Source organism: Bartonella sp. AC70YNML (genome assembly GCF_042196545.1).
Classification (GTDB): domain Bacteria; phylum Pseudomonadota; class Alphaproteobacteria; order Rhizobiales; family Rhizobiaceae; genus Bartonella.
Genome location: NZ_JBHIQK010000001.1, coordinates 278,750 through 299,320, shown reverse-complemented (window position 1 = coordinate 299,320; position 20,571 = coordinate 278,750). Strand labels below are relative to the sequence as shown.

Genomic DNA, 20,571 nt, shown 5'->3' with positions numbered 1-20,571 from the left:
CTTTATTCCAATGCCAATTTCACTGCTCGTTTTGCCATTTCTGGAGACAAAAGAAAACCATGTCTATAAAATCCATTAATAGAGATATGGTTACCATATTTGCATACAGAAGGGAAGTTATCAGGATAAGCTGGACGAATACCAACGCCGGATTCAACAATTTCTGCTTCGGCAAAAGCAGGGTGCAATGTATAGGCCGCGTTGAGCAATTCCATCATTGATCTTACAGAGATTGCACCATCAAAGTCACTTTCAATCATCGTTGCGCCAATCATGAAAATATCATTCTGTCGTGGAACAACATAAAGTGGAAATCGTGGATGAAGAAGACGAATTGGGCGGGAAATTTTAATTTCTGTACTCCGCAAGAGTAGCATTTCACCACGTACACCCCGTATATTTTTATCTTTTCCTAAACGTCCTATTCCTGTCGCATCAATAACAATATCAAAATTTTTTTCAGCCTTCTCTACATCAACAAAACAGGCTCCATTGTTGAGAAGCTTTTCTTTTAAAGCCATAAGTGCTTTGCGAGGATCAATATGGGCTTCATTTTCATAAAAGAGTGCACAGTTAAAACGTTCCGCAAGATCTGGTTCAAGATGAGCTATTTCTGTATTATCTATGGTTTTGTGATTATGCGTACGCATAAAAAATCGTTCAAGCTCTCCTCTATCTCGTGTAGGTGCAACTACTAAAGTGCCTTTTTGTATGACAAGGTTGGGGAGCGTTTTACGCCACCATTGTATAGCTTGTACACCAAGATCTTCAACAATCTGTTCCGCATTTTCTCTTTCACAGTAAGGTGCGAGCATTCCTCCTGCATACCAACTAGCACTTCCTATAGGTGAATGAGGGGGGGCTGATACAGTAACAGAAGCACCTTTTTGCTGTAACATAAAGGCAACTGTTAAGCCGCCTACACCTGCACCTTTGATAAGAATGTTCTTCAACTGTTTACTTTCTTTTTTTGAGGAGGAACAATTTCCATATAAAGATCACCACTTTCTTGATATTTTTCAGCCATAGCAATCATACCTTCACCTTTTGTTTTTTTGAGTGCTGCAGCATCACGAATATCATGGGAAATACGCATAGAACAGAATTTTGGTCCACACATGGAACAAAAATGCACCAATTTATGGGCATCTTTAGGCATTGTCTCATCATGAAAGGCACAGGCTGTTTCTGGATCAAGAGAAAGGTTAAATTGATCATGCCATCTAAAATCAAATCGTGCACGCGAAAGAGCATTATCGCGCAATTGTGCTCTCGGCAAACCTTTGGCAAGGTCTGCGGCATGAGCAGCAATTTTATAAGTAATCACACCAGTTTTTACGTCATTCCTATCGGGGAGTCCTAGGTGTTCTTTAGGTGTTACATAACACAACATAGCAGTTCCAAACCATCCAATCATAGCGGCACCAATTGCTGATGTAATATGATCATAACCCGGAGCAATGTCCGTTGTAAGAGGTCCTAAAGTATAAAAAGGCGCCTCATGACAAAGATCTAATTGTTGCTCCATATTTTCTTTAATTTTGTGCATTGGGACATGCCCAGGGCCTTCAATCATAACTTGTACATCTTTTTTCCAAGCAACTTTTGTCAATTCTCCCAAGGTTTTAAGCTCTGCAAATTGGGCCTCGTCATTGGCATCGGCAATAGAGCCAGGACGCAATCCATCCCCCAATGAAAGAGAGATGTCATACGTGCGTGCAATATCACAAATTTCATCAAAATGTTCATAGAGAAAACTTTCTTTATGATGATGCAAACACCATTTTGCCATAATAGAACCACCTCGTGAAACAATACCTGTTACCCGATCAACGGTCAAAGGGATAAAAGGTAGTCTTAATCCTGCATGAATGGTAAAATAATCAACACCTTGTTCTGCTTGCTCAATAAGGGTATCACGAAAAATATCCCATGTTAAGTTTTCGGCAATACCCTGTACTTTTTCGAGTGCTTGATAAAGAGGAACTGTTCCGATGGGCACAGGAGAATTTCGGATAATCCATTCACGAATATTGTGAATATTTCGTCCTGTAGAAAGATCCATAACTGTATCTGCTCCCCAGCGAATGGCCCAAACCATTTTATCAACTTCTTCTTCCATAGATGAAGTTACTGCTGAATTTCCAATATTGGCATTAATTTTAACACGAAAATTACGTCCAATAATCATAGGTTCGCACTCTGGATGATTAATGTTTTGTGGAATAATGGCGCGTCCACAAGCAATTTCATTGCGAACAAATTCCGCAGTATAAGTTTCAGGTATTGATCCAGAAAATGTTTCATTTGATGGTACATTTTGCCGCTCTTCTACTGCTAATCCTTCATTTTCTCGTATAGCCACATATTCCATTTCTTCGGTAATAATGCCTGCGCGTGCGTAAGCCATTTGTGTAATTGCTTTGCCATTTTTTGCTCGTAAAATAGAACGTTTTTGCTTAAAGGCTGGTGTAAGGTTTTTATCAGAAGTCAATCCATTATCTTCAGGTTTAACTAATCGTGCAGGATAAGTTTCAGTATCATCCCGCTTAGAGAGCCAAGGCAAGCTAATTGCTGGAAGGCCTTTTGTAATATCAATGATCATATCTTTATCTGTGTAGGGGCCAGAAGTATCGTAGACGTTTAAAGGTTTTTCACCACTGCCATCAGCCAGTGAAATTTCACGCAATGGTACGCGCACATCAGAAAAGAGAAGGCTCTGTTGATAAATTTTGCGTGAAGCGGGAAAGGGGTTACAACTAATTGATGGAGTATTTTTCTGCACAAACTTTTTCCTTATAGACACGGAGTTCAAAAATAGGTTGCGATGTTAATGGAGTTACGATGTTAATGGAGATGTATTCAAATTATCAATCACGAGCATTCGGATGAATAGGGGTAAGTATTGCTTTGTAGCAAAGAAAACCCAATACAGCTCAAGAAAAGTTATTTTGAAAAACTGATACAATATCTATTCTAATATTTGCATGCCTCCTCCCACTTGAAGTATTTTTGTTAATACGAATATGGTTGGCTTAAATATCTATATTGTCAATCATAAAAATATATTTTAAACGATTTTGGTGTGTTTTTAAGAGTGAAAATAAATATTATGAAGTGATAAACTATGATATTGAAGCTTTTATAAACCAGAATAAAGTTAAAAGCGGATTATCAGAGAAAAAGTAGATAGTTTATGGCTCTGATTGAGATTTTTTTCATATTAAAATAATAACTCAGAATACCATAAGATTCTCTCATCATATATCTTTTCATATAAAAACACTTCCTTGCATGTCATAAGTGGGAGCGTATGGGGCAAAACACTTGAAGAAAGGAAGCCAAATGTCATTTAATGAACATTCTAAGATGTGAGGCTGTCAAAAAGTGGAGGCCAACAAAATGTATGATGGATTCCACTTGTATCTTCAAAAGCTTAAAGCTGATGATCTATAATGGCTTGCTATTGTATCATTGACGTGCGCTGTCGTAAAATGAAAGGAGTATATTTTGAGCAATATTTCTTAAAAAGTGCGTAATATGCAATATCATTATATTTTGTTTGGGGTATTCTATTCTTCATGAGGGGGATGTTTCCATTAAGAATGCGATAAACAAAAGCGGGAAACAATACCTAATCTTTATTATTAAAAATAATATTGTCTTGAATTAAGAAGAACACCAATAATTGCAAGATGTTGTTTAGAATGATTTATTGCTCTTGCAAAAAACATATACATATAATAATATATAGAGGGAGATGTGCTAAGTGTGGGAGGGGAAAAGTTGGTTATGGGGCGTTTAAAAAACAAGGATATTGTTCATAAAGATTGGGGGAGGGGCTAGGTTATGCTTTTTAATTTTTTCCGGATCGGATACAACCTTCAAATTTTGTGAAGGTGTGTGATATTTGATATTTCAAAGTATTTTATTTCCAGTTTAATGAAAGTGTGGAGCAAGTGTCCATATTGAATATATTTTCTATGATACATTTAGATTGAATAAAAGCTTATTCAAAAAAACATTGGTGCTAATCTTGTGACACAATTTCAGAAATAAATTGAATAAAATAGAACAAAGTATCTGCGTGTGAATAAAAAGATAATGAAGCATGTAAAAAATTTGAAGCTAATTTTTAAAGTTTTAATACAAATGATAGCCAAAAGATAGAATTTCTTTGTTTAAAATATATGGTATAAAATATCGATGAGATAGATTTAAACTATTGAAAAAAATAAAAAAAGATAATGTTTAAGTCAGAAACTTTCTATGTGGATGATAAGTTATTACATTCAGTAATGGTTATATGAAATCCATAATAAGGAAAAATTTGAATAATATTTATAAATTTTGCAACAAGATGCAAGATTTAAAAAATAATTATATAACAACAGCAAAACAACAAAACAAGATATTAAGTAACATCAGATGAGGTGGTTACATTATACATTAGAAGAGAAAGTATTCATACTAATGTTATGAAAAGCGTCTGGTGAATTTAGGTTATAAAATTGGAAGGAGTGAAGAGAGATAAAATGCGTAAATAAGGATGGTGCAGTGGTTATGATGTATCAATCAACAGCGGCAGCACATTTTAGTGCACAGAACGAGAAGTTGTTAGAAAAACTATGAAAATAATGGGGGTTTAAAATGTCTAATATTTACGATTGGTCTCTAAAGGCTGATGAAAATGCTTATTCAGATAGTATCATTAATTGGGCAGAAGGACAGCCGCCTAGTTCTGTTAATGATAGTGCACGGGCGATGATGCAGCGCGTACGAGAATATCTTGCAGATAATGGTGGATCTATTGACTCAAGCTTTATGGTAAATGCGGAAGATAAAACAACATTAATTACCTTAAAGACAGTTTCACCAATAAAGAAATACAACAATGATATCATCATACGTTTTAAAGCTCGTGGCACAAATATTGGCACGACGACAATAACTGTTAATAATATAGGAGAAAAGCTTATCTATAAAGCCACTGATGTGGGGGTTATCCCCTTAGAAGGGGGAGAGCTGCAAAGAGGTGGCATTTATGAAATGGTATATAATAATGGTGTTTTAATAAAAGAGCATGAAGGGTGGTATTTATTAAATCCTACACCACCAAAAATAGAAAATTTTCCTGCTGGATTCATTGCAACATTTGCTATGCAAAGTGTGCCAAATGGTTGGCTTTTATGTGATGGTAAGTCCTATAAGTGTGAGGATTATCCGCAGTTATTCAAGGCAATAGGTGATAAATGGGGGAAAAACAGCTATGGAACTTTTAAAGTTCCTGATTTTAGAGGTATGTTTTTACGCGGCTTTGATGATGGCCGTGGTTTAGATGGTGGTAGAAAATTTGCAGATAAACAACAAGATAGCATAAGATCGCATACGCATATTGGGACCATTGAAGAAGCAGGCGAGCATGCACACAGTTTTGAGTATAAAACAGTAGGATGGCCCGTTGGTGATATTGGAAGACTACCAAATCATTATACCTATAATGCGACCCTGAAAGGGACAACAGCTTCTGCTGGTGCACATACACACAAGATCACTCTTTCCCATACGGGTGAAACAGAAACGCGCCCTGTTAATACAACTGTTGTCTATGCTATAAAATCATGAGTATGATCTGCTCATAAATAATCTATACACTTTGATAATTTTGTTAACGCGGAGCAATTCCGCGTTATTTTTTATGTATGTGAAGAGGAAATCTATACTCTTTATACAATACTTGAGAGAGTTAAAAAATAATTTTAAATGATTGGAGGGAAGAGTTAAGGATATAATTTATTATAATTGTATGATTATGAAGAGAAAATATGTAAAAATTATTTTAAATTTGCCATTAAATGATCTGGAGATATATCTTTTCATCAGGTGTTTTGATAGGGGCTAAAGTGATACAATTACTCAATCTGAGGCATGAAAAAGTGCAACATTTGTAGCGTTTTATTACAAAAACAGTATATCTTTGTATCAGCGAATTGATCTCATAAAGAGATTTCTCATCTCTTTATCAATTTTATTTCTTTGCAATGCTATGATGTAGGTTATATTTGTAAATTGTATACTCCTTGAGTGAAATTATCGTTATACTTTCTTTTCATCTCTATATTACGCATTGTTTTTGCGTTAAGGGGACGACAAGAAGCGTTATTGAATTTATTTTAAATATTTTATTCAATAGTTTAATTCTTTTGATGTACCAATAAACAATTTTTCTAATAGAGGAAGAAAAATAAAAATATGATTATATTTAATGTTTTTATTGACTACAGAGATAGATAAAGAATCAATATAAAAAAAGATAAAGAAAAAGCATATATGTTATGAGAAAAAATAACGCCGTTAAAGCAACAAATAAATCTTTTACAGATTGTTAAGAGGTACTTAATTTTTATCTAGTCCCTAGAAAATATAAATAATCCATGTAATTATTATGACAAAGGTATTTGTATGTATTTCTGGATCATTTTTATTAAAGACAAGAGTGATAGAAATAGCGAGGAAAATACATATTTATGTCGTATAAACTTGCATTATATAAAAGTATGATAGCAAAACAAAATCTCAAATATTTTTAGTACGTAAAATCTTGAAAGATTTTAAACAGATAGTCTTTTCCAAAAATATCTTTGATGCGAGCGGAAGACGTTAGATGATAGAAAGGAGTTCATTAAAAATAAAATAGAATCTTGAATATTTGCGTACTTTATTGTGCTAGGTACATTAATTTTTAGATTGAAGCTGACTGCTTTAGGATCTAAATCTCATAAGAGGATGCTGTTTGAGGGAGTATAAATGGGATATCTTCTTTAGGTAATTCAGAAACGTTTAAGGAACAATGATAAACATCGCGGAGATTTTGTGTTGTCAAAACATTAGTCGCATTTCCTTCGCAATAAATCTCTCCTTCTTTTAGCAAGATCATGCTATCTGCATAATGTGCTGCAAGATTGAGATCATGAAGAACAGCGAGAACGCCGCCACCAGAATGAGCAAATTGTTTAGCAATATCCATAACGATGATTTGATGTTGAATATCGAGGCTAGCAATAGGTTCATCTAATATCATCCAGCGAGGAACCTCATTATGAACAGGTTTCCAGATTTGGCAAAGAACACGAGCAAGTTGTACGCGCGCTTGTTCTCCACCTGATAATTGGTGATAATATAGGTTACCATAATCAGAAAGGTCAACGCGATCTAAAGCTTTCTGGATAAGATTTTGCAATTCGGCTTTGGCAGTGCTAAATTGGTTTACAGAAAGGCCAAGCCCTACAACTTCATGGACTAAGAACGGAAATACGAGCGTTGTTGATTGTGGTAGTACAGCGCGCATTTTTGCCATTACATGAGTTTTTGTTTGGCATACATTATAACCATTTAAAGTTATTTTTCCACTGTAAGGAATTTCACCACTCAGAGCTTTGATAAAAGTACTTTTTCCTGATCCATTAGGGCCAATAATAATGGTAAAAGCACCACTTTTAGCTTGAAGATTAATGTGTTTAAGAATCTGTTTTTTTCCGCGCTGAACACAAATATTTGTCGCTTCAATCATGAAAAGTCTGTTCCTCGTTTGCATATAAGGATCCATAGAAAGAAAGGTGCACCAAAAAGTGCTGTTACAATCCCAATCGGCAATTCTGCGGGGGCAACAATTAAGCGTGCAAACATATCAGCAAAAATAAGTAATGCTGCTCCCAAGAGAGCAGAGCAAGGAATGAGATAGCGATGATCAGGACCTATGAGCTGACGTAAAATATGAGGAACAATAATACCAATAAAACCAATACCACCACTGACAGCAACAGCACTACCACACATAAGAGCAACAAGGGGAATAGAAATATTTTTGACGCGTTGAATATGGAAACCAATATGGCCAGCAACAGCTTCTCCAAGAGCAAGGGCATTAAGTGCTCGTGATAAAAAGGGAGAGAAAAGAAGACCAATAACGATAAAAGGGAGAACGAGCCATACTTTCAACCATGTAGCGCCCGCAAGAGAGCCCAGACTCCAAAAAGTGATATCACGCAGTTGTTGGTCATTTGCGACAAAAATCAATGTTCCGACAACAGCACTACTTAATGCACCAAGAGCAATACCAGCAAGCAGCATGGTTGCAATAGAGGTAAAGCTGTTATGTGTTGCTATTATGTAGAGAATAATCGTTGATAAAAGTCCACCAAAAAAAGCACCTATGATAACTTTATAAGGCTCTAGAAAAGGTGCAAATGAAACAGGAAAAGCAATGCCGACAACAATTGCTAAGACTGCTCCAAGTCCAGCACCTGCTGATACACCTACAATTCCGGGATCTGCAAGAGGATTACGAAAAAGCCCTTGCATAAGAACACCGGAGACAGCTAAAGCTGCTCCAATCAATAATCCCAAGATAACACGGGGAAGCCTTATGTCGATGAGCACGAGGTAATCACGCGTTTTACTACTTACCGAAAAATCTTGTGTAAGCATCACATGGAGGAGATCAACGAAAGAAACCTTTGCTGCACCATTCAATAGCCCACCAAAAATACTTAAAATAAGGAATATTATTAAGCTTAATAATAAAATCTTCCCCTGCTTTGAACGGTTTATTTTTTTACCTTCTTTTTCTTTAGGTAAATGCATCCTGGATGTACCGTCTACCATTTTTATCAGCTCTTACCGTTTTGATGTGCACCATAAAGTATCTCAATAAGCTCTCTTGATGCGTCTGCAGTACGTGGACCAAATCCCAAAAAATACATAGCATCCATCTGTTTTATGGCATGATTTTTCGCTGCAGTTGTTGCTTGAATTGCCGGTATGGCTAAAATCTTATCAATGCTGGTTGATCTTGCACCATGTTTTACAAGCAAAATAACATCAGGATCTGATTTCAATAATGCTTCGCCGTTGAGAAGTTTATATCCTTTATAATCGGTGATAGCATTGATAGCGCCTGAAAGTTTGATCATACTATCAGCTGCAGTACCTGTTCCAGATGCCATGACGCGTCCATTTTGCACAGAGAAAACAAAAAGAACACGCTTTGGTGTTGTTACTTTCGCCAAAAGCGCATCGTTGTCTAAAAAATTACGCTTCAATTTCTCAATTAACGCTGCGGCTTGCACTTCCCGATGAATGGCTTGACCAACGAGGCGAATCTTTTCTATCACATTTTCACGGGAGTAGTCTTCTGGTATGATCACCAGAGGTATCGATGTTTTTTTGAGAATATCAATTGTTGAAGCGGGACCACTTCCTTCAACAAGCAATATACCCTCTGGAGCAAGTGATAAAACCCCCTCAGGTGAAAGAGCACGCATATATCCTAGCACAGGAAGCTTGAGCGCTTCTTGTGGGTAGACGCTTGTACTATCACGGGCGACAAGTTGATCTTGGGCTCCCAATGCATAGACAATTTCTGTAAGTGCTCCGCCGATAGAAACAATTCGAGCATTTTCAGGAAAACGCGTTGCAGGTTCAGCAATCACTTGTTTAGAAAAACAAGTAAGAGAGAGCAGTAAACACATAAGAAAAAGGTTTGATAACCTATGTAAAAGAGATATGAACATGTCTAACCTTATCTTAGTTACTACTGTTTTCTTGGCATGATGGCAAACTATTCAATAAAGAACGCCAATCTTCACGTTCTTTTTGACCCTCTTTGCGTACGCCAAAAAATTGAATAACCATCTCATCATCTTTATCGAAAACTTCAAGTGAACTGACATAACCATCACGGGTAGGTTTGCGAACATGCCATACACTAGAAATCCCAGACGTGAGTAAATGAAGGTCAAATCTTGGATCAAGAACATTAAGCCAAGGTCCCATTTGCTTAATATTTTTTACAGTCCCACTAAAAATTTGAATACACCCTTTATTCCCAACAAAACACATGATTGGCAGTTCTTGTTGTGCGACTTGGTTAAGCATTATTTCAACAGCATTTACCTGTAATTCATCGGCAAATTCATTACCAACATATTTTACAGCATGATGTCGATTAATTTTAAATTCGGAAATAATTTTGTGAAGTTGGTGTACATCTGTCATTTTCCGCCAACGGTCCCGAAAACTCTCAATATCCAATTCTGTTATGTCACACTGGGCTGGGAGAGAAACGGGAAGAATGTTAAGAACAGGAGACTGATCTTCAAGAAGGAGCTTTTCAACAAGTTTATTCCACTCTTCCATATTTGTCATATCTTTAGAATAGACCTTTAAGATAGCAACGCCATGTTGATCAAAGAATTGCAGACTTTTTGTAGGTTTTCCAAGAATAACGACATCATATTCAAAACCGAACTTCCATTGTTTTGTAAAAATACGCAAATCAATTTCACCAAGTGTGATAGGAATATGTTCGTTTTGAACAATTTTTTCAAAGCGTCCCGTTATTTCGTGAACAGCATATTCATTGCGAGTTAAGACCATGACGGTTCCAAGTCGAGGTGCATTTTCCAAGAGAGTAGCAACATCAGTTTGTAGCCTTTTTGCTTTTCCAATGGTACAATAAGCCGCAATAAGCTCCGCTTCAGATATACCAATCGAAACCGCAAAATCGCGGTTTCGCATTTCTTTTTTTTCTTCACGCAAACGAAGAATCATTTCAGCTGTATGTGCCATGAATTTACCTTATGCTACTTAACTCAAAAACTAACTTTCAAATTTTACAATTCCAAGGCAATAAATTAAATTCTTTTAAGAGTTCAATCTATCACAAAATAACACTCTATCGCCAACAGCTGAGCAATCAAAAAACGATAAAACAGAAAGAATTAAAACTTTTCTACCAAATCTTTGTAATTTTAAAGATGTTGAAAATAGAAACACAATAATTAATCCTTTTATCAATATGATTTTATTGACCGAATAATTAACAGAAGTGACTAAAACTTTTGTACAAACGACACCTTAAAGTTACGACCAGGCTGGCTATAATAGTCTTTTGGTGTTGAACTTTTACCTGAAGGAAGTTCAGATACATTCCAATATTTTGTATTGAAAAGATTATAAACACCGGCTCTTAGAATAGGTCCTGTTTCACCGAATGGTTTCCACCACCCTGTCATATCAACGACATGATATCCTGGAATTTTTTGGTAATCAGATTCTCCGGCTACTTTATCACGTTTAGCTGCCAAAGTAAGGATAATATCGCTTCCCCAAACCTCTTTTGCATATCCTAATCCGATAATTGCTTTCAAAGGAGGAATTGAGTTAAGATACTCCTTTTTATCAAGATCTTTTCCTTGTGAATAAGCAAGAGCAACATTGCTATGAAAACCGTTTTTAAGAACTAAATGGGCTTTTGTCTCAACACCAAAAATTTGCACGTGAAAACGATTCATATAATGCCGACGCGCAAATCTAAATTCCTCTGATGGCCCTCTATCCTCAGTATCTATGAAATTCTTATATTGATTAAAAAAGGCATTGAAGGAACCACCGAAATTTACATTTCCATACCGTAAACCAACATCATACCCATTGCTTGTTTCTGGTTGAAGATCAGGATTCCCTTTCACGTAATAAGCAGAAGGTTTGATATAAGAGACGTAAAGTTCTGAAATACGTGGTGCACGAAAAGCCTGTGCCCACTGAGCATAGAGCGTTACTTGATTACGAACATCCCACTCCACGCGTAATTTAGGAGAAAAGCGTGAACCACTTCTTTCTGGAGGGAATTTATCAGAAATCAGAGCTTTCTCATAAGAAGGTGTTTTCTGAGGAACATATTTGTACCAATCATACCGGATTCCCGGTGTTACACGAAAACGATCATCAACCAACCCAATTTCATCTTCAAAAACAAAACCTAAATTGTAACCATTTGTGTCTGGCGAATCTGATCGATTAGCAGGAACAAAAAGACATCCTCGAGCGTATTCTTTTATATGACAATTGTCTTTACCTAACAAATAGTGATGAAATTTAGATGACGAAACATTCATTACAAACTTTAACGTATGGTTTATAGTGCCAAAATCCACTTTTTTAAGGGCATCAGCATTGAAACCATAATTGATATTACGCAAGAAATTATCTCTCAAATAATCCCCTTTGGGGGCTGAAACACGAACGCCTGTCATAACGTAACGACTTGATTGCCTTTGCCAATAAAGCTGCCCATTAAACGCATCAAGAACTGCATCACCATTACCATTATAATTATAAGAAAGAGAAAAGCGCTCACGAAGTTTATTATCCTGCTCATAAACGGAACCTGGAGCGTATCTTTTAGACGAATTTAATTCATGTGTGTTACTCTTATGACCAAAACGCTCTGCGGTAAAACCAAGGCGGTGATTATCACTCAAATATTGATGAATTTTAAAAAGTAAGTTATTTTTATCAAAGTGAGAAGGGTTTTTGCGCGTGCGTTCCTCATACCCTTCTACTGTTCCCATATTTTTGCGCTCATGACCTTCTACATAAGATCCTTGAAAAAGTAAAAATGTCCGGTAATTACGCACAGCAAAAGCTTGATCGATGCGCCAGCTGTTATCAACAGAATTATAACCACCTTTTATAAGGCTTCCCCAATTCTTTTCTTCCACGATCAGGTCTTCAGGATCAAGGGTACGCAACGCAATGATTCCCCCTAAGGCGCCAGAACCATAAAGACTAGAATCTGATCCTTGAATAGTATCAAACGTAGAAAGAGCATTGAAATCAAAAGTTGTGTTTCCACCTCCACCACGGAATATATCATTAAACCATGGAAGAGAAATACCATCCATTGTCGTAAGAACACGGTTTGCATCTAAACCCCGAATAACGAAACTGTTATTTTCTGAGTTATAGGATACGGAAGGATTAAGACGACTCACATCATAAACATCAGTTATTTGTCTTTCATCAATATTCTTGTTGGTCTTACGATCAGTCAGAATGGTTATTGAATTTGAAGCATCTTCTATTTTTTTTCCTTTAATAAGGATTGGTTTGAGTTCAGTGACAGCACTTCCATCTTTATTTTGTGCAAAAACAAATGAAGGTATACAAACCGATAATGCACTTAAAATTACACAGCTTTTATAGATATTTTTTCGTCTTATTTGCATAACACATCATAACCCTTTTAAACATCCCCTCTCTGTTTTGAAATTTTTTTAATACAAAAAGGCTGGACTCACTAATTAAAACTTGCCAGCCAAGTAGGAATGATTTTGACAACAGCACAAAATCATTAGAAGACCATATTAAACATGACAAAATCAGTCAAGAAAAAAGTTGCAATTTCAAAATAGCTTGTTTTAATGAGATTGAACACCAATATTAAGCTTAAAATAGTGGCAGAAAAAACGATGAATTTTGCAAATACGAAACAATTATTAATTCTTTGGATTGGTGCATTTATTGGGGCTTTCTTTTTGCATGTATTATTGGCAGCACAGTTTTATTTTCAAAGTACTGGTATCAGTAATGGCTTGCTCTCGTCGGAGATTATGCTGACTTTTGTGCAAGAAACTGTATATCCGGATGTTGATACAGACTTGCCAGATATTCATAGAGAGTTGGATATTAATACAGAGCAAGAAGTATTACAGTCTGATCTCCTAGAGCAGGAGTCAGAAGGATTGGAATCCGTGGATGAAGTTCAATCGGAAGAACCTCAGCATATAGTAGAACAAGATGATTTAAAGCCTTTGGAAGAACCCCTACCTCAAAAAGTGGAGCATAAAGCGTTTATCAAAAAAACAATACCGATGCCAAAGGCAGTAGTAAAGCGCTCCAATGCAAAGGCGGTACGTTCTTCTTCCATCAACAAGGGCGGCGGTACAGCAGGGCTTGAAGATATGTTGTTAATGGAGTGGTTAGCAAAGGTACAGTCACAATTAGAAAGGCAAAAAAATTATATTGTGGGACAGCGCACCAATCGTACAAAAGGAACGGTGAAGTTAGAATTTATGGTGCATGAGCAGGGGAGTATTTTTTCTAGTCGTGTCGTTGTTTCTGCTGGAGATCCAGAACTTGATCGATTAGCGATGGCAGCCCTTCGACGCGTTGGTTCTTTTCCACCACCACCACCATCAAAAGTGAATAAAACAATTAGAGTATCCCTAATATTTAGCTGATTTTTTATACGGGGCGATTTTCTTATAATATATTGATTTATAATGATTGTTTATAATTTTGATGAAAGTTAAAATATAATTTATTCGAATTTTTTTGATGTTGAATCAATCAAAACCATCCGCTTACTTATGATACAAGTTGAGGAGGAGCATGGACAAAAAACTTCTAAAAAGCAGTGAACATACTTCTTATGAGTGCTCTAAATGAAAGGGCTTTTGCAACATTGGGAGTTAAGGGATGATAGAGCTATAGCTTTTATTAATTAAAGGTCTAATCGATTTTTATACCATTCGTGAGAAGATTTTCGTAAGTACTTTTCAGATACACCGTTGTGAAATGGACTTAGAAACATTAAAATAAAACAATAATATAAATAAGAAAAACATACTATTTGGGGATGCTCTGTTTTGTGTAAAGGATGTGAGCTTATATGTAAAAATGAGAAAAAAGCAAAGCTTCATCTTCATTATTAAAAGATATTGACATATTTAAAAGTCGTAAAACCGAATGAAAAGGGAAGGGGCAGAAGAGAATTGTTTGTCTTTAAGGCTTTCTAACTCAATGAGTCTCTCTTTCTGTTATCAGAGATAACCCAAACGATATACACAATAATGCGCCCCTATTGGGTATAGAAATATTGTAAGCAGAAAAAATAGTCTTAAAATAAGCTGTTTCACAAGATTTGAATATTGACTAATAAGCAACAGTAAAAGGATGAGCTATTTGTTTCACTCTTCTCTTATATTTGTAATCTCTATGATATTGTCATCTATGTTGAGAAGAAATGAATTATTTGTACTACCTGTTGATTTATAATGATAATTCATCATTTTGTATTTGAAATAAAAGACCCAAATAGTATAGGGTTTTCTCATTTCGAATTTATGAATACTGAATCAATTAAAATTACTTTCTTATACGTCCTAAGAAGGTTGGTATGTGGGTACTATTTAAAAAGGAATAAAAACACTTCTTATGAACCCTTTCAAATGCTACTTGGGAAGTTCAGGCATATTATTTCCGTCGACCAGAAAGCAAGTCGGTTTTTATATCTATTTTCCCAGTGAGTCTCGCTTTGTAAACACCGTAATTTTCCATGACACACATCACGTAATTCCGTGTTTCTGTATAAGGGATACGTTCAATCCAATCGATGACGTTATCGAGAGGTTGTCCTCGAGGATCGCCATAGCGCTTGATCCATTCATTGACACGGCGGGGGCCTGCATTATAGCCAATAAGAGTTAGTATATAGGATCCATTAAAACGTTCCAATTGTTCATTGAGAAAATGGGTGCCTAATGTCACATTATAACGCGCATCACTGCTAAATCTTTTAGGAGACCATGCGATTGAGTATTTTTTTGCTAGTGCTTCTGCAGTTGTAGGAAGCAATTGGAGTATCCCTTGTGCACCTGCTTGTGATATGGCTGTTGGATTAAATTCGCTTTCTTTGTGTGCAATGGCATAGATAAGCGATTTTTCTTCTACAGAAATATGAGCAGAGTCTGGTATAGCTCCCAGAGGATGAGAGAGTGCTCCGACATTTTTTCCTAGGAAAGCAGCCATTTTTCCGATTCTGAGGCTGGTATAATAGTCACCATTTTTTTCTGCCATAACAGCCAGAAGAGCTAATTCACCGGGGCTTTCTATTTTTTTTCCGAGTTCTCTATAAAAAACTTTAGCAAACTCAGCATATCCAGCTTCTTCAAGACGTTGAATTGCTTTGATCGCTTTTCGTGCACTAAAATGTTGTCGCTCAGCGATTGTTGGTTTAGGAAAAGAGATATTAAATTTTTTTTGGTTGAGTCGCGCAGCGGCTAATTGACCATAATACGTTGCGCCAAAATGAGCGGCGCGATGAAAGTACAGCTGGGCATTTTTATGTTCTCCTAGCGTTTCTGCTGTTCGTCCCATCCAGTAATATCCACGTGATGCAGCAAAAGGTAAAGAGGAGAGTTGAGGAATGCGTGAAAAATGTTGCATTGCCAACTTAGGGTTATGAAGAAACCGTAGTGCATACCATCCTGCGTGAAATTCAGCATCGACGGCTAATGCAGATGTCATACCGGTGTGCCTTGCAACGAGTTGATAAGCTATTTGGGGTTTGTTTAAATCAAGCATTTCACGAGAAAGGGCGCGTTGCTCTTTCCACAATGATTGAGGGTTCATAAGATGGAATGCATCTTGTGATGTTTTCATCATGAGTGTTGCGGCTGCATCATATTGTTCTGTTCGCCGCAGATGGCGCATTCGAGCAAACTGGAAGAGAGGATCTTTTTTCCATACTCTTTCTAAAGCTTTTAATTTTTGTGTTGCGCTAGGATCATTTTTTTCAACCGCCACAAAAGCATCAAAAAGAGATTGAGCATGGGCTAATTTTGCAACGCGTGCCGCTGAATCAAAACGATGTGCATACAACATAAACTGCATGCGTTTTAAATGATCAATAGGTTTTAAGGCAGCACTTGCATTTTTAAGAACAAATACTTCTTCTTGTGCATTAAGCCGTGTTTTATGCCACCATGGTGCAATAATGTGTTGAGCACGGGTGATTTGTCCCGTTGTAATGAGTGCTTTAGCAAAGAGAGCCATGCCTTGTGCTGTAAGGGGGGGATGATGAGAAAATTTTTGGATAATGGCGTGTGTGATATTGGTTTCGTTAAGAAAAGCACGTTCAGCATTGCGTTGCATCGTTTCTATACCAGGCCATCCTTTTAGCATGTTAATTGCATTAGATATTTCAGAGCTTGGTATATTATTTTGCTTTGATAGTCCTAGCGCCCATGTCAAAATATAACGATCAAGGCTATGTTTTTCCATTGAATTACGAAGATTTATTGTTTTTGCAATATTGTTGTTTGCTAGTGCATCTAATCCAGCTTTTAGTTGTTTGAGTGTCGCAGTATTGTGCGATGTCGTGTGTCTCTGTTGAAGAGGTTCTTGAGCTTCTTGTTTTATGGCAATGGGGGTAGGACGTGTCGAAGGGATTGGTACTTTCCCATGTAAAAGCGGTGTTTGTGCAAGTGCACTTGAAAATAAAATTCTTATTGCCAGTATAAGTGCAGTAAAGGTTGATACGAAAAGAGAGGTGGAAAATACACGCATAGAGAAAAGACCTTGAGACCTTGCTTTTTGTAAAAAAAACTTAAGGTTTTTTAGAACACAAGCGTGAAAAACGCGTTAATATAGACGGTTTGTTTTAAAGAAATGTTCAACATTTAAGGAGGTCCATTTTCATCTTATGAGGGCTTTTTTTGAAATTCATCTTGCTTCAATGATAGAGCAAGATTATGCTCTATTTAAAATTTATAAAAGGCGACTATAAAAAAATAAAAGCAAACATTATAGGGAGTTTATCATGCTCAAGGGAGCTATAACTGCGCTTATCACCCCGTTTGATAACAAGGGCGCAATTGATGAGAAGGCATTTTGTGATTTTGTTGAATGGCAGATTACACAAGGGATTAATGGTGTAAGCCCTGTTGGGACAACAGGTGAATCAGCAACTTTAAGTCATGAAGAACATAGGCGAATTATAGAATTGTGTGTCAAGCAGGTCGCAAAGCGTGTTCCTGTTATTGCGGGAGCGGGATCAAATAGCACAAGTGAGGCTATAGAGCTTGCACAATATGCAGAAAAGGCTGGTGCAGATGCAGTTTTGGTTGTCACTCCTTATTACAACAAACCAAATCAATCTGGTTTATACAAGCATTTTTCTTCTATTGCCAAAGCTGTTTCTATTCCGATTATAATTTATAATATCCCTGGTCGTTCTATTATCGATATGGCCGTGGAAACGATGAGAGATCTTTATCAAGATTTTAAAAATATCGTTGGTGTTAAGGATGCGACGAGCAGAATTGAGCGCGTTAGTGAGCAACGTGAAAAGTGTGGCAAGGATTTTATGCAGCTTTCCGGTGATGATTGTACAGCGTTAGGATTTAATGCACATGGAGGTATGGGGTGTATTTCGGTTTCCTCGAATGTTGCTCCAAAGCTTTGTGCAGAGCTTCAAGCTGCGTGTTTTCGTGGTGATTATAAAACAGCACGAGAATTAAATGATCGCCTCATGCCTCTCAATCGTGCTGTGTTTATTGAACCTAGCCCAGCAGGGATTAAATATGCTGCTACAAAATTGGGGCTTTGTGGTGAGACTGTACGTTCTCCGATTGTTCCATTAACAGAGAGCACAAAGAAGGTTATTGATGTAGCCCTCAGCCATGCTGGTCTTTTAAAAGCATAAAATGATATTGAAAAAGTCATGAATAAAAAAAAGAACGCGCCCGTACGGAAAATAATTGCTGACAATCGTAAAGCACGTTTTAATTTTGAAATCCTTAATAATCTCGAGGCTGGTCTTGTCCTTCAGGGAGCGGAAGTGAAGTCCTTACGTTCCAATCATGCTAATATTGCTGAAAGCTATGCGAGTTTTGAGAATGGGGAATTATGGTTAGTAAACAGCTATATTCCTGAATATACGCAGGCTAATCGTTTTAATCATGAACCACGACGTTTGCGCAAATTATTACTTTCAAAACGTGAGATGGCACGTTTTTTTAATGCAACGTCTCGTGAAGGAATGACACTTGTTCCTCTCAAACTTTATTTTAATGAACGAGGGCGCGTTAAGTTGGAGATCGCTCTAGCGCGAGGGAAAAAGCTTCATGATAAGCGCGAAACGGAAAAAAAACGCGATTGGGGACGTGAAAAAGCAAGACTTTTAAAAAGATATGGATGACGGATGCGATTTAGATATCCTTTATTTATAGCGCTATTTAAAACAGTTTTAGCATTGATCTAAGTATGTTTTTACTGCTTGAAAAATTTGGTGAAACATAGCGTCTGTTAAGCGGCCAGTATTCGTATTATAACGAGAACAGTGATAGCTTGAAAAGATGCGTAATCTACCGATATTATTGATTTCGCCATGTCCAAAAGGGTGAGCTAAAACTTTTGCATTAAGGGCACGTATTGTTGAATGGTGCGCAATGGTGCCTAAGGTAATAACGGCTTTAAGTTTGGGAAGATTTGTTAAAAGAGGAGAGAAGAAATAGCGGCACGTGTTAATTTCTGCACCGGTGGGTTTATTTTCTGGTGGAACACAACGAACAGAGTTAACAATTGCTGCATCAATAAGTTCAAGAGTATCGTCTGCTCTTTCTTCAAAGGTTCCTTGGGCAAAACCAAACTTTTTTAAAGTTGAATAAAGTAAGTGCCCAGCATAATCACCAGTAAATGGACGTCCAGTTCGATTTGCTCCGCGTAATCCAGGGGCAAGCCCAACAATAAGAAGGCGTGTTGTGTCTGGCCCTTTATAAGGAAAGAATGGGCGCACCGGTGCATTATACCAACTTGGTTCTTTTACACGCCAGCCAGCGATAAATTGATGAAGCCTAGGACATAAATTGCAATTTGGGGGTGGTTCTGGGCAAAGCGATATTAATTGGCTATTCATGGTGTTAGGCATTAATCGTTTTTCTATTTTTTTGAGTCTTTTATAGCGTATATGACGGGTTATGGTTTGATAAACAATCTATAATGAATATAAATAAACTTTTTTAGAAGAAAGTTTAATATAAACTTATTGCTCATTATTGTGTAAGGATAGGTCATCTTTCAGTAATTTATTCGATGAATAAGAGTGCAATACACATGATGTTCAAAGAAAAAAGTTCTCTCTTTAGATAAAGATATTATCATAAAAAGTATGTATAAGGCTGCTGTTATTGCAAAGGGTTTAAACAGCAGGTATTCCTTTTAAAAGGATAAGGACTCCAGACAAGTATTCTGTCAAGAAAGATCTCTCTTTGTTTGAAGTCAATCTATTGGAATGCTTTTAAAAGAAATTTTGATAACGAGCATGAATAGGTTATACATTTTTATAAATTTTCCAAGATTTTTTTTAAATAAGTTCTTTAATTAAAAAATATAAAAGTTTGTGTTGTTTTTCTTGTGTTTTATTTTGATTATTGTATATACTACTTTATCCGCTATTAAATTTTTTTATTTGAGAAAGAGGCATAAATGGCCCGCGTAACGGTAGAAGATTGTATTGATAAAGTTGACAACCGCTTTGAGTTGGTACTTTTAGCAGGTCATCGGGCGCGTCAGATTTCACAAGGAGCGCAGATTACGGTTGATCGCGATAATGATAAAAATCCAGTTGTTGCTTTACGTGAAATAGCAGAAGAAACATTGTCGCCTGCTGATTTAAAGGAAGACCTTATTCATTCGCTGCAAAAACATGTGGAAGTAGATGAGCCAGAAATGGCAAGTGAATTTATTACCCATTCAGGTGAAGCTGAAAGTGTTTTTAATACGTCGTCGCAAGAAGAAGGTACTTCATTTGATCATATGTCAGAAGAAGAGCTTTTAGCGGGTATTGAAGGTTTGGTTGTTCCAGAAAAAAGTGACGATTACTAATTGCAGCAATTTATGTTACAGGAGTAAAGATACCTTGTCATGTAAGGAGCAATTATTTTT

At 36.6% G+C, this 20,571-nt stretch carries 14 protein-coding genes; 5 read left to right on the top strand and 9 right to left on the bottom strand.

Translation table 11 applies throughout. The features are described from left to right. Positions 1-2: 2 nt before the first annotated feature. Together ACFIMU_RS01380 and thiC are read right to left on the bottom strand one after the other, a co-directional pair. Positions 3-953 (bottom strand): FAD-dependent oxidoreductase, encoded by a 951-nt coding sequence (locus ACFIMU_RS01380; RefSeq protein WP_375695448.1) that lies wholly within the window; start codon positions 951-953, stop codon positions 3-5. Then, positions 950-2,785 (bottom strand): phosphomethylpyrimidine synthase ThiC, encoded by a 1,836-nt coding sequence (gene thiC / locus ACFIMU_RS01375; RefSeq protein ID WP_375606319.1) that lies wholly within the window; start codon positions 2,783-2,785, stop codon positions 950-952. The genes ACFIMU_RS01380 and thiC overlap by 4 nt, the downstream gene beginning before the upstream one ends. A gap of 1,865 nt (positions 2,786-4,650) precedes the next feature. Here thiC and ACFIMU_RS01370 point away from each other — a divergent pair. Continuing rightward, positions 4,651-5,625: a phage tail protein gene (locus ACFIMU_RS01370; RefSeq protein ID WP_375606318.1), complete on the top strand. Its 975-nt coding sequence runs from the start codon at positions 4,651-4,653 to the stop codon at positions 5,623-5,625. 1,144 nt (positions 5,626-6,769) lie between these two features. On the opposite strand, the gene ACFIMU_RS01365 is transcribed toward ACFIMU_RS01370, so the two are convergent. The 5 genes from ACFIMU_RS01365 to ACFIMU_RS01345 all read right to left on the bottom strand — a co-directional run bounded on the left by ACFIMU_RS01365 (position 6,770) and on the right by ACFIMU_RS01345 (position 13,070). Next, complete coding sequence (locus ACFIMU_RS01365) at positions 6,770-7,570, bottom strand: heme ABC transporter ATP-binding protein (RefSeq protein ID WP_375606317.1); 801 nt, start codon at positions 7,568-7,570, stop codon at positions 6,770-6,772. Further along, positions 7,567-8,664 carry a FecCD family ABC transporter permease gene (locus ACFIMU_RS01360; protein WP_375606316.1) on the bottom strand — a complete coding sequence of 366 codons (1,098 nt, stop codon included), beginning with the start codon at positions 8,662-8,664 and terminating at the stop codon, positions 7,567-7,569. The genes ACFIMU_RS01365 and ACFIMU_RS01360 overlap by 4 nt, the downstream gene beginning before the upstream one ends. A 5-nt stretch (positions 8,665-8,669) precedes the next feature. After that, positions 8,670-9,572, bottom strand: coding sequence for a hemin ABC transporter substrate-binding protein (locus ACFIMU_RS01355; protein ID WP_375606315.1), 903 nt, complete (start codon positions 9,570-9,572; stop codon positions 8,670-8,672). A 13-nt stretch (positions 9,573-9,585) separates the two neighbouring features. After that, complete coding sequence (locus tag ACFIMU_RS01350; protein WP_375606314.1) at positions 9,586-10,629, bottom strand: hemin-degrading factor; 1,044 nt, start codon at positions 10,627-10,629, stop codon at positions 9,586-9,588. A 263-nt stretch (positions 10,630-10,892) separates the two neighbouring features. Beyond that, the gene (locus ACFIMU_RS01345) at positions 10,893-13,070 is read right to left on the bottom strand and encodes a TonB-dependent hemoglobin/transferrin/lactoferrin family receptor (protein WP_375610142.1); all 2,178 of its coding nucleotides are present in this window, start codon (positions 13,068-13,070) and stop codon (positions 10,893-10,895) included. 243 nt (positions 13,071-13,313) lie between these two features. On the opposite strand from ACFIMU_RS01345, the gene ACFIMU_RS01340 reads away from it, so the two are divergent. After that, positions 13,314-14,084: an energy transducer TonB gene (locus ACFIMU_RS01340; RefSeq protein WP_375606475.1), complete on the top strand. Its 771-nt coding sequence runs from the start codon at positions 13,314-13,316 to the stop codon at positions 14,082-14,084. A gap of 1,015 nt (positions 14,085-15,099) precedes the next feature. Here ACFIMU_RS01340 and ACFIMU_RS01335 read toward each other — a convergent pair. Beyond that, positions 15,100-17,193 (bottom strand): lytic transglycosylase domain-containing protein, encoded by a 2,094-nt coding sequence (locus ACFIMU_RS01335; RefSeq protein WP_375606312.1) that lies wholly within the window; start codon positions 17,191-17,193, stop codon positions 15,100-15,102. A 253-nt stretch (positions 17,194-17,446) separates the two neighbouring features. Here ACFIMU_RS01335 and dapA point away from each other — a divergent pair, with 253 nt between their 5' ends. Both dapA and smpB read left to right on the top strand, forming a co-directional pair. Further along, positions 17,447-18,331 carry a 4-hydroxy-tetrahydrodipicolinate synthase gene (gene dapA / locus ACFIMU_RS01330; RefSeq protein WP_375606311.1) on the top strand — a complete coding sequence of 295 codons (885 nt, stop codon included), beginning with the start codon at positions 17,447-17,449 and terminating at the stop codon, positions 18,329-18,331. Positions 18,332-18,349: 18 nt separating this feature from the next. Then, entirely contained in the window at positions 18,350-18,826 is a 477-nt protein-coding gene (gene smpB / locus ACFIMU_RS01325) for an SsrA-binding protein SmpB (RefSeq protein WP_012231306.1), read from the top strand. A gap of 48 nt (positions 18,827-18,874) precedes the next feature. Here the strand turns inward: smpB and ACFIMU_RS01320 are convergent, their stop codons facing one another. After that, entirely contained in the window at positions 18,875-19,543 is a 669-nt protein-coding gene (locus ACFIMU_RS01320) for a uracil-DNA glycosylase (RefSeq protein ID WP_375696787.1), read from the bottom strand. Between the two features lie 569 nt (positions 19,544-20,112). Here ACFIMU_RS01320 and rpoZ point away from each other — a divergent pair. Continuing rightward, entirely contained in the window at positions 20,113-20,511 is a 399-nt protein-coding gene (rpoZ, locus tag ACFIMU_RS01315; RefSeq protein ID WP_273791104.1) for a DNA-directed RNA polymerase subunit omega, read from the top strand. Positions 20,512-20,571 lie beyond the last annotated feature (60 nt).

Coding starts and splice junctions, on each gene's coding strand:
- ACFIMU_RS01320 (WP_375696787.1), bottom strand. CDS start 19,543: ATGAATAGCCAATTAATATCGCTTTGCCCAGAACCACCCCCAAATTGC.
- ACFIMU_RS01360 (WP_375606316.1), bottom strand. CDS start 8,664: ATGGTAGACGGTACATCCAGGATGCATTTACCTAAAGAAAAAGAAGGT.
- ACFIMU_RS01370 (WP_375606318.1), top strand. CDS start 4,651: ATGTCTAATATTTACGATTGGTCTCTAAAGGCTGATGAAAATGCTTAT.
- rpoZ (WP_273791104.1), top strand. CDS start 20,113: ATGGCCCGCGTAACGGTAGAAGATTGTATTGATAAAGTTGACAACCGC.
- ACFIMU_RS01340 (WP_375606475.1), top strand. CDS start 13,314: ATGAATTTTGCAAATACGAAACAATTATTAATTCTTTGGATTGGTGCA.
- ACFIMU_RS01335 (WP_375606312.1), bottom strand. CDS start 17,193: ATGCGTGTATTTTCCACCTCTCTTTTCGTATCAACCTTTACTGCACTT.
- ACFIMU_RS01355 (WP_375606315.1), bottom strand. CDS start 9,572: ATGTTCATATCTCTTTTACATAGGTTATCAAACCTTTTTCTTATGTGT.
- ACFIMU_RS01365 (WP_375606317.1), bottom strand. CDS start 7,570: ATGATTGAAGCGACAAATATTTGTGTTCAGCGCGGAAAAAAACAGATT.
- ACFIMU_RS01345 (WP_375610142.1), bottom strand. CDS start 13,070: ATGCAAATAAGACGAAAAAATATCTATAAAAGCTGTGTAATTTTAAGT.
- ACFIMU_RS01350 (WP_375606314.1), bottom strand. CDS start 10,629: ATGGCACATACAGCTGAAATGATTCTTCGTTTGCGTGAAGAAAAAAAA.
- smpB (WP_012231306.1), top strand. CDS start 18,350: ATGAATAAAAAAAAGAACGCGCCCGTACGGAAAATAATTGCTGACAAT.
- dapA (WP_375606311.1), top strand. CDS start 17,447: ATGCTCAAGGGAGCTATAACTGCGCTTATCACCCCGTTTGATAACAAG.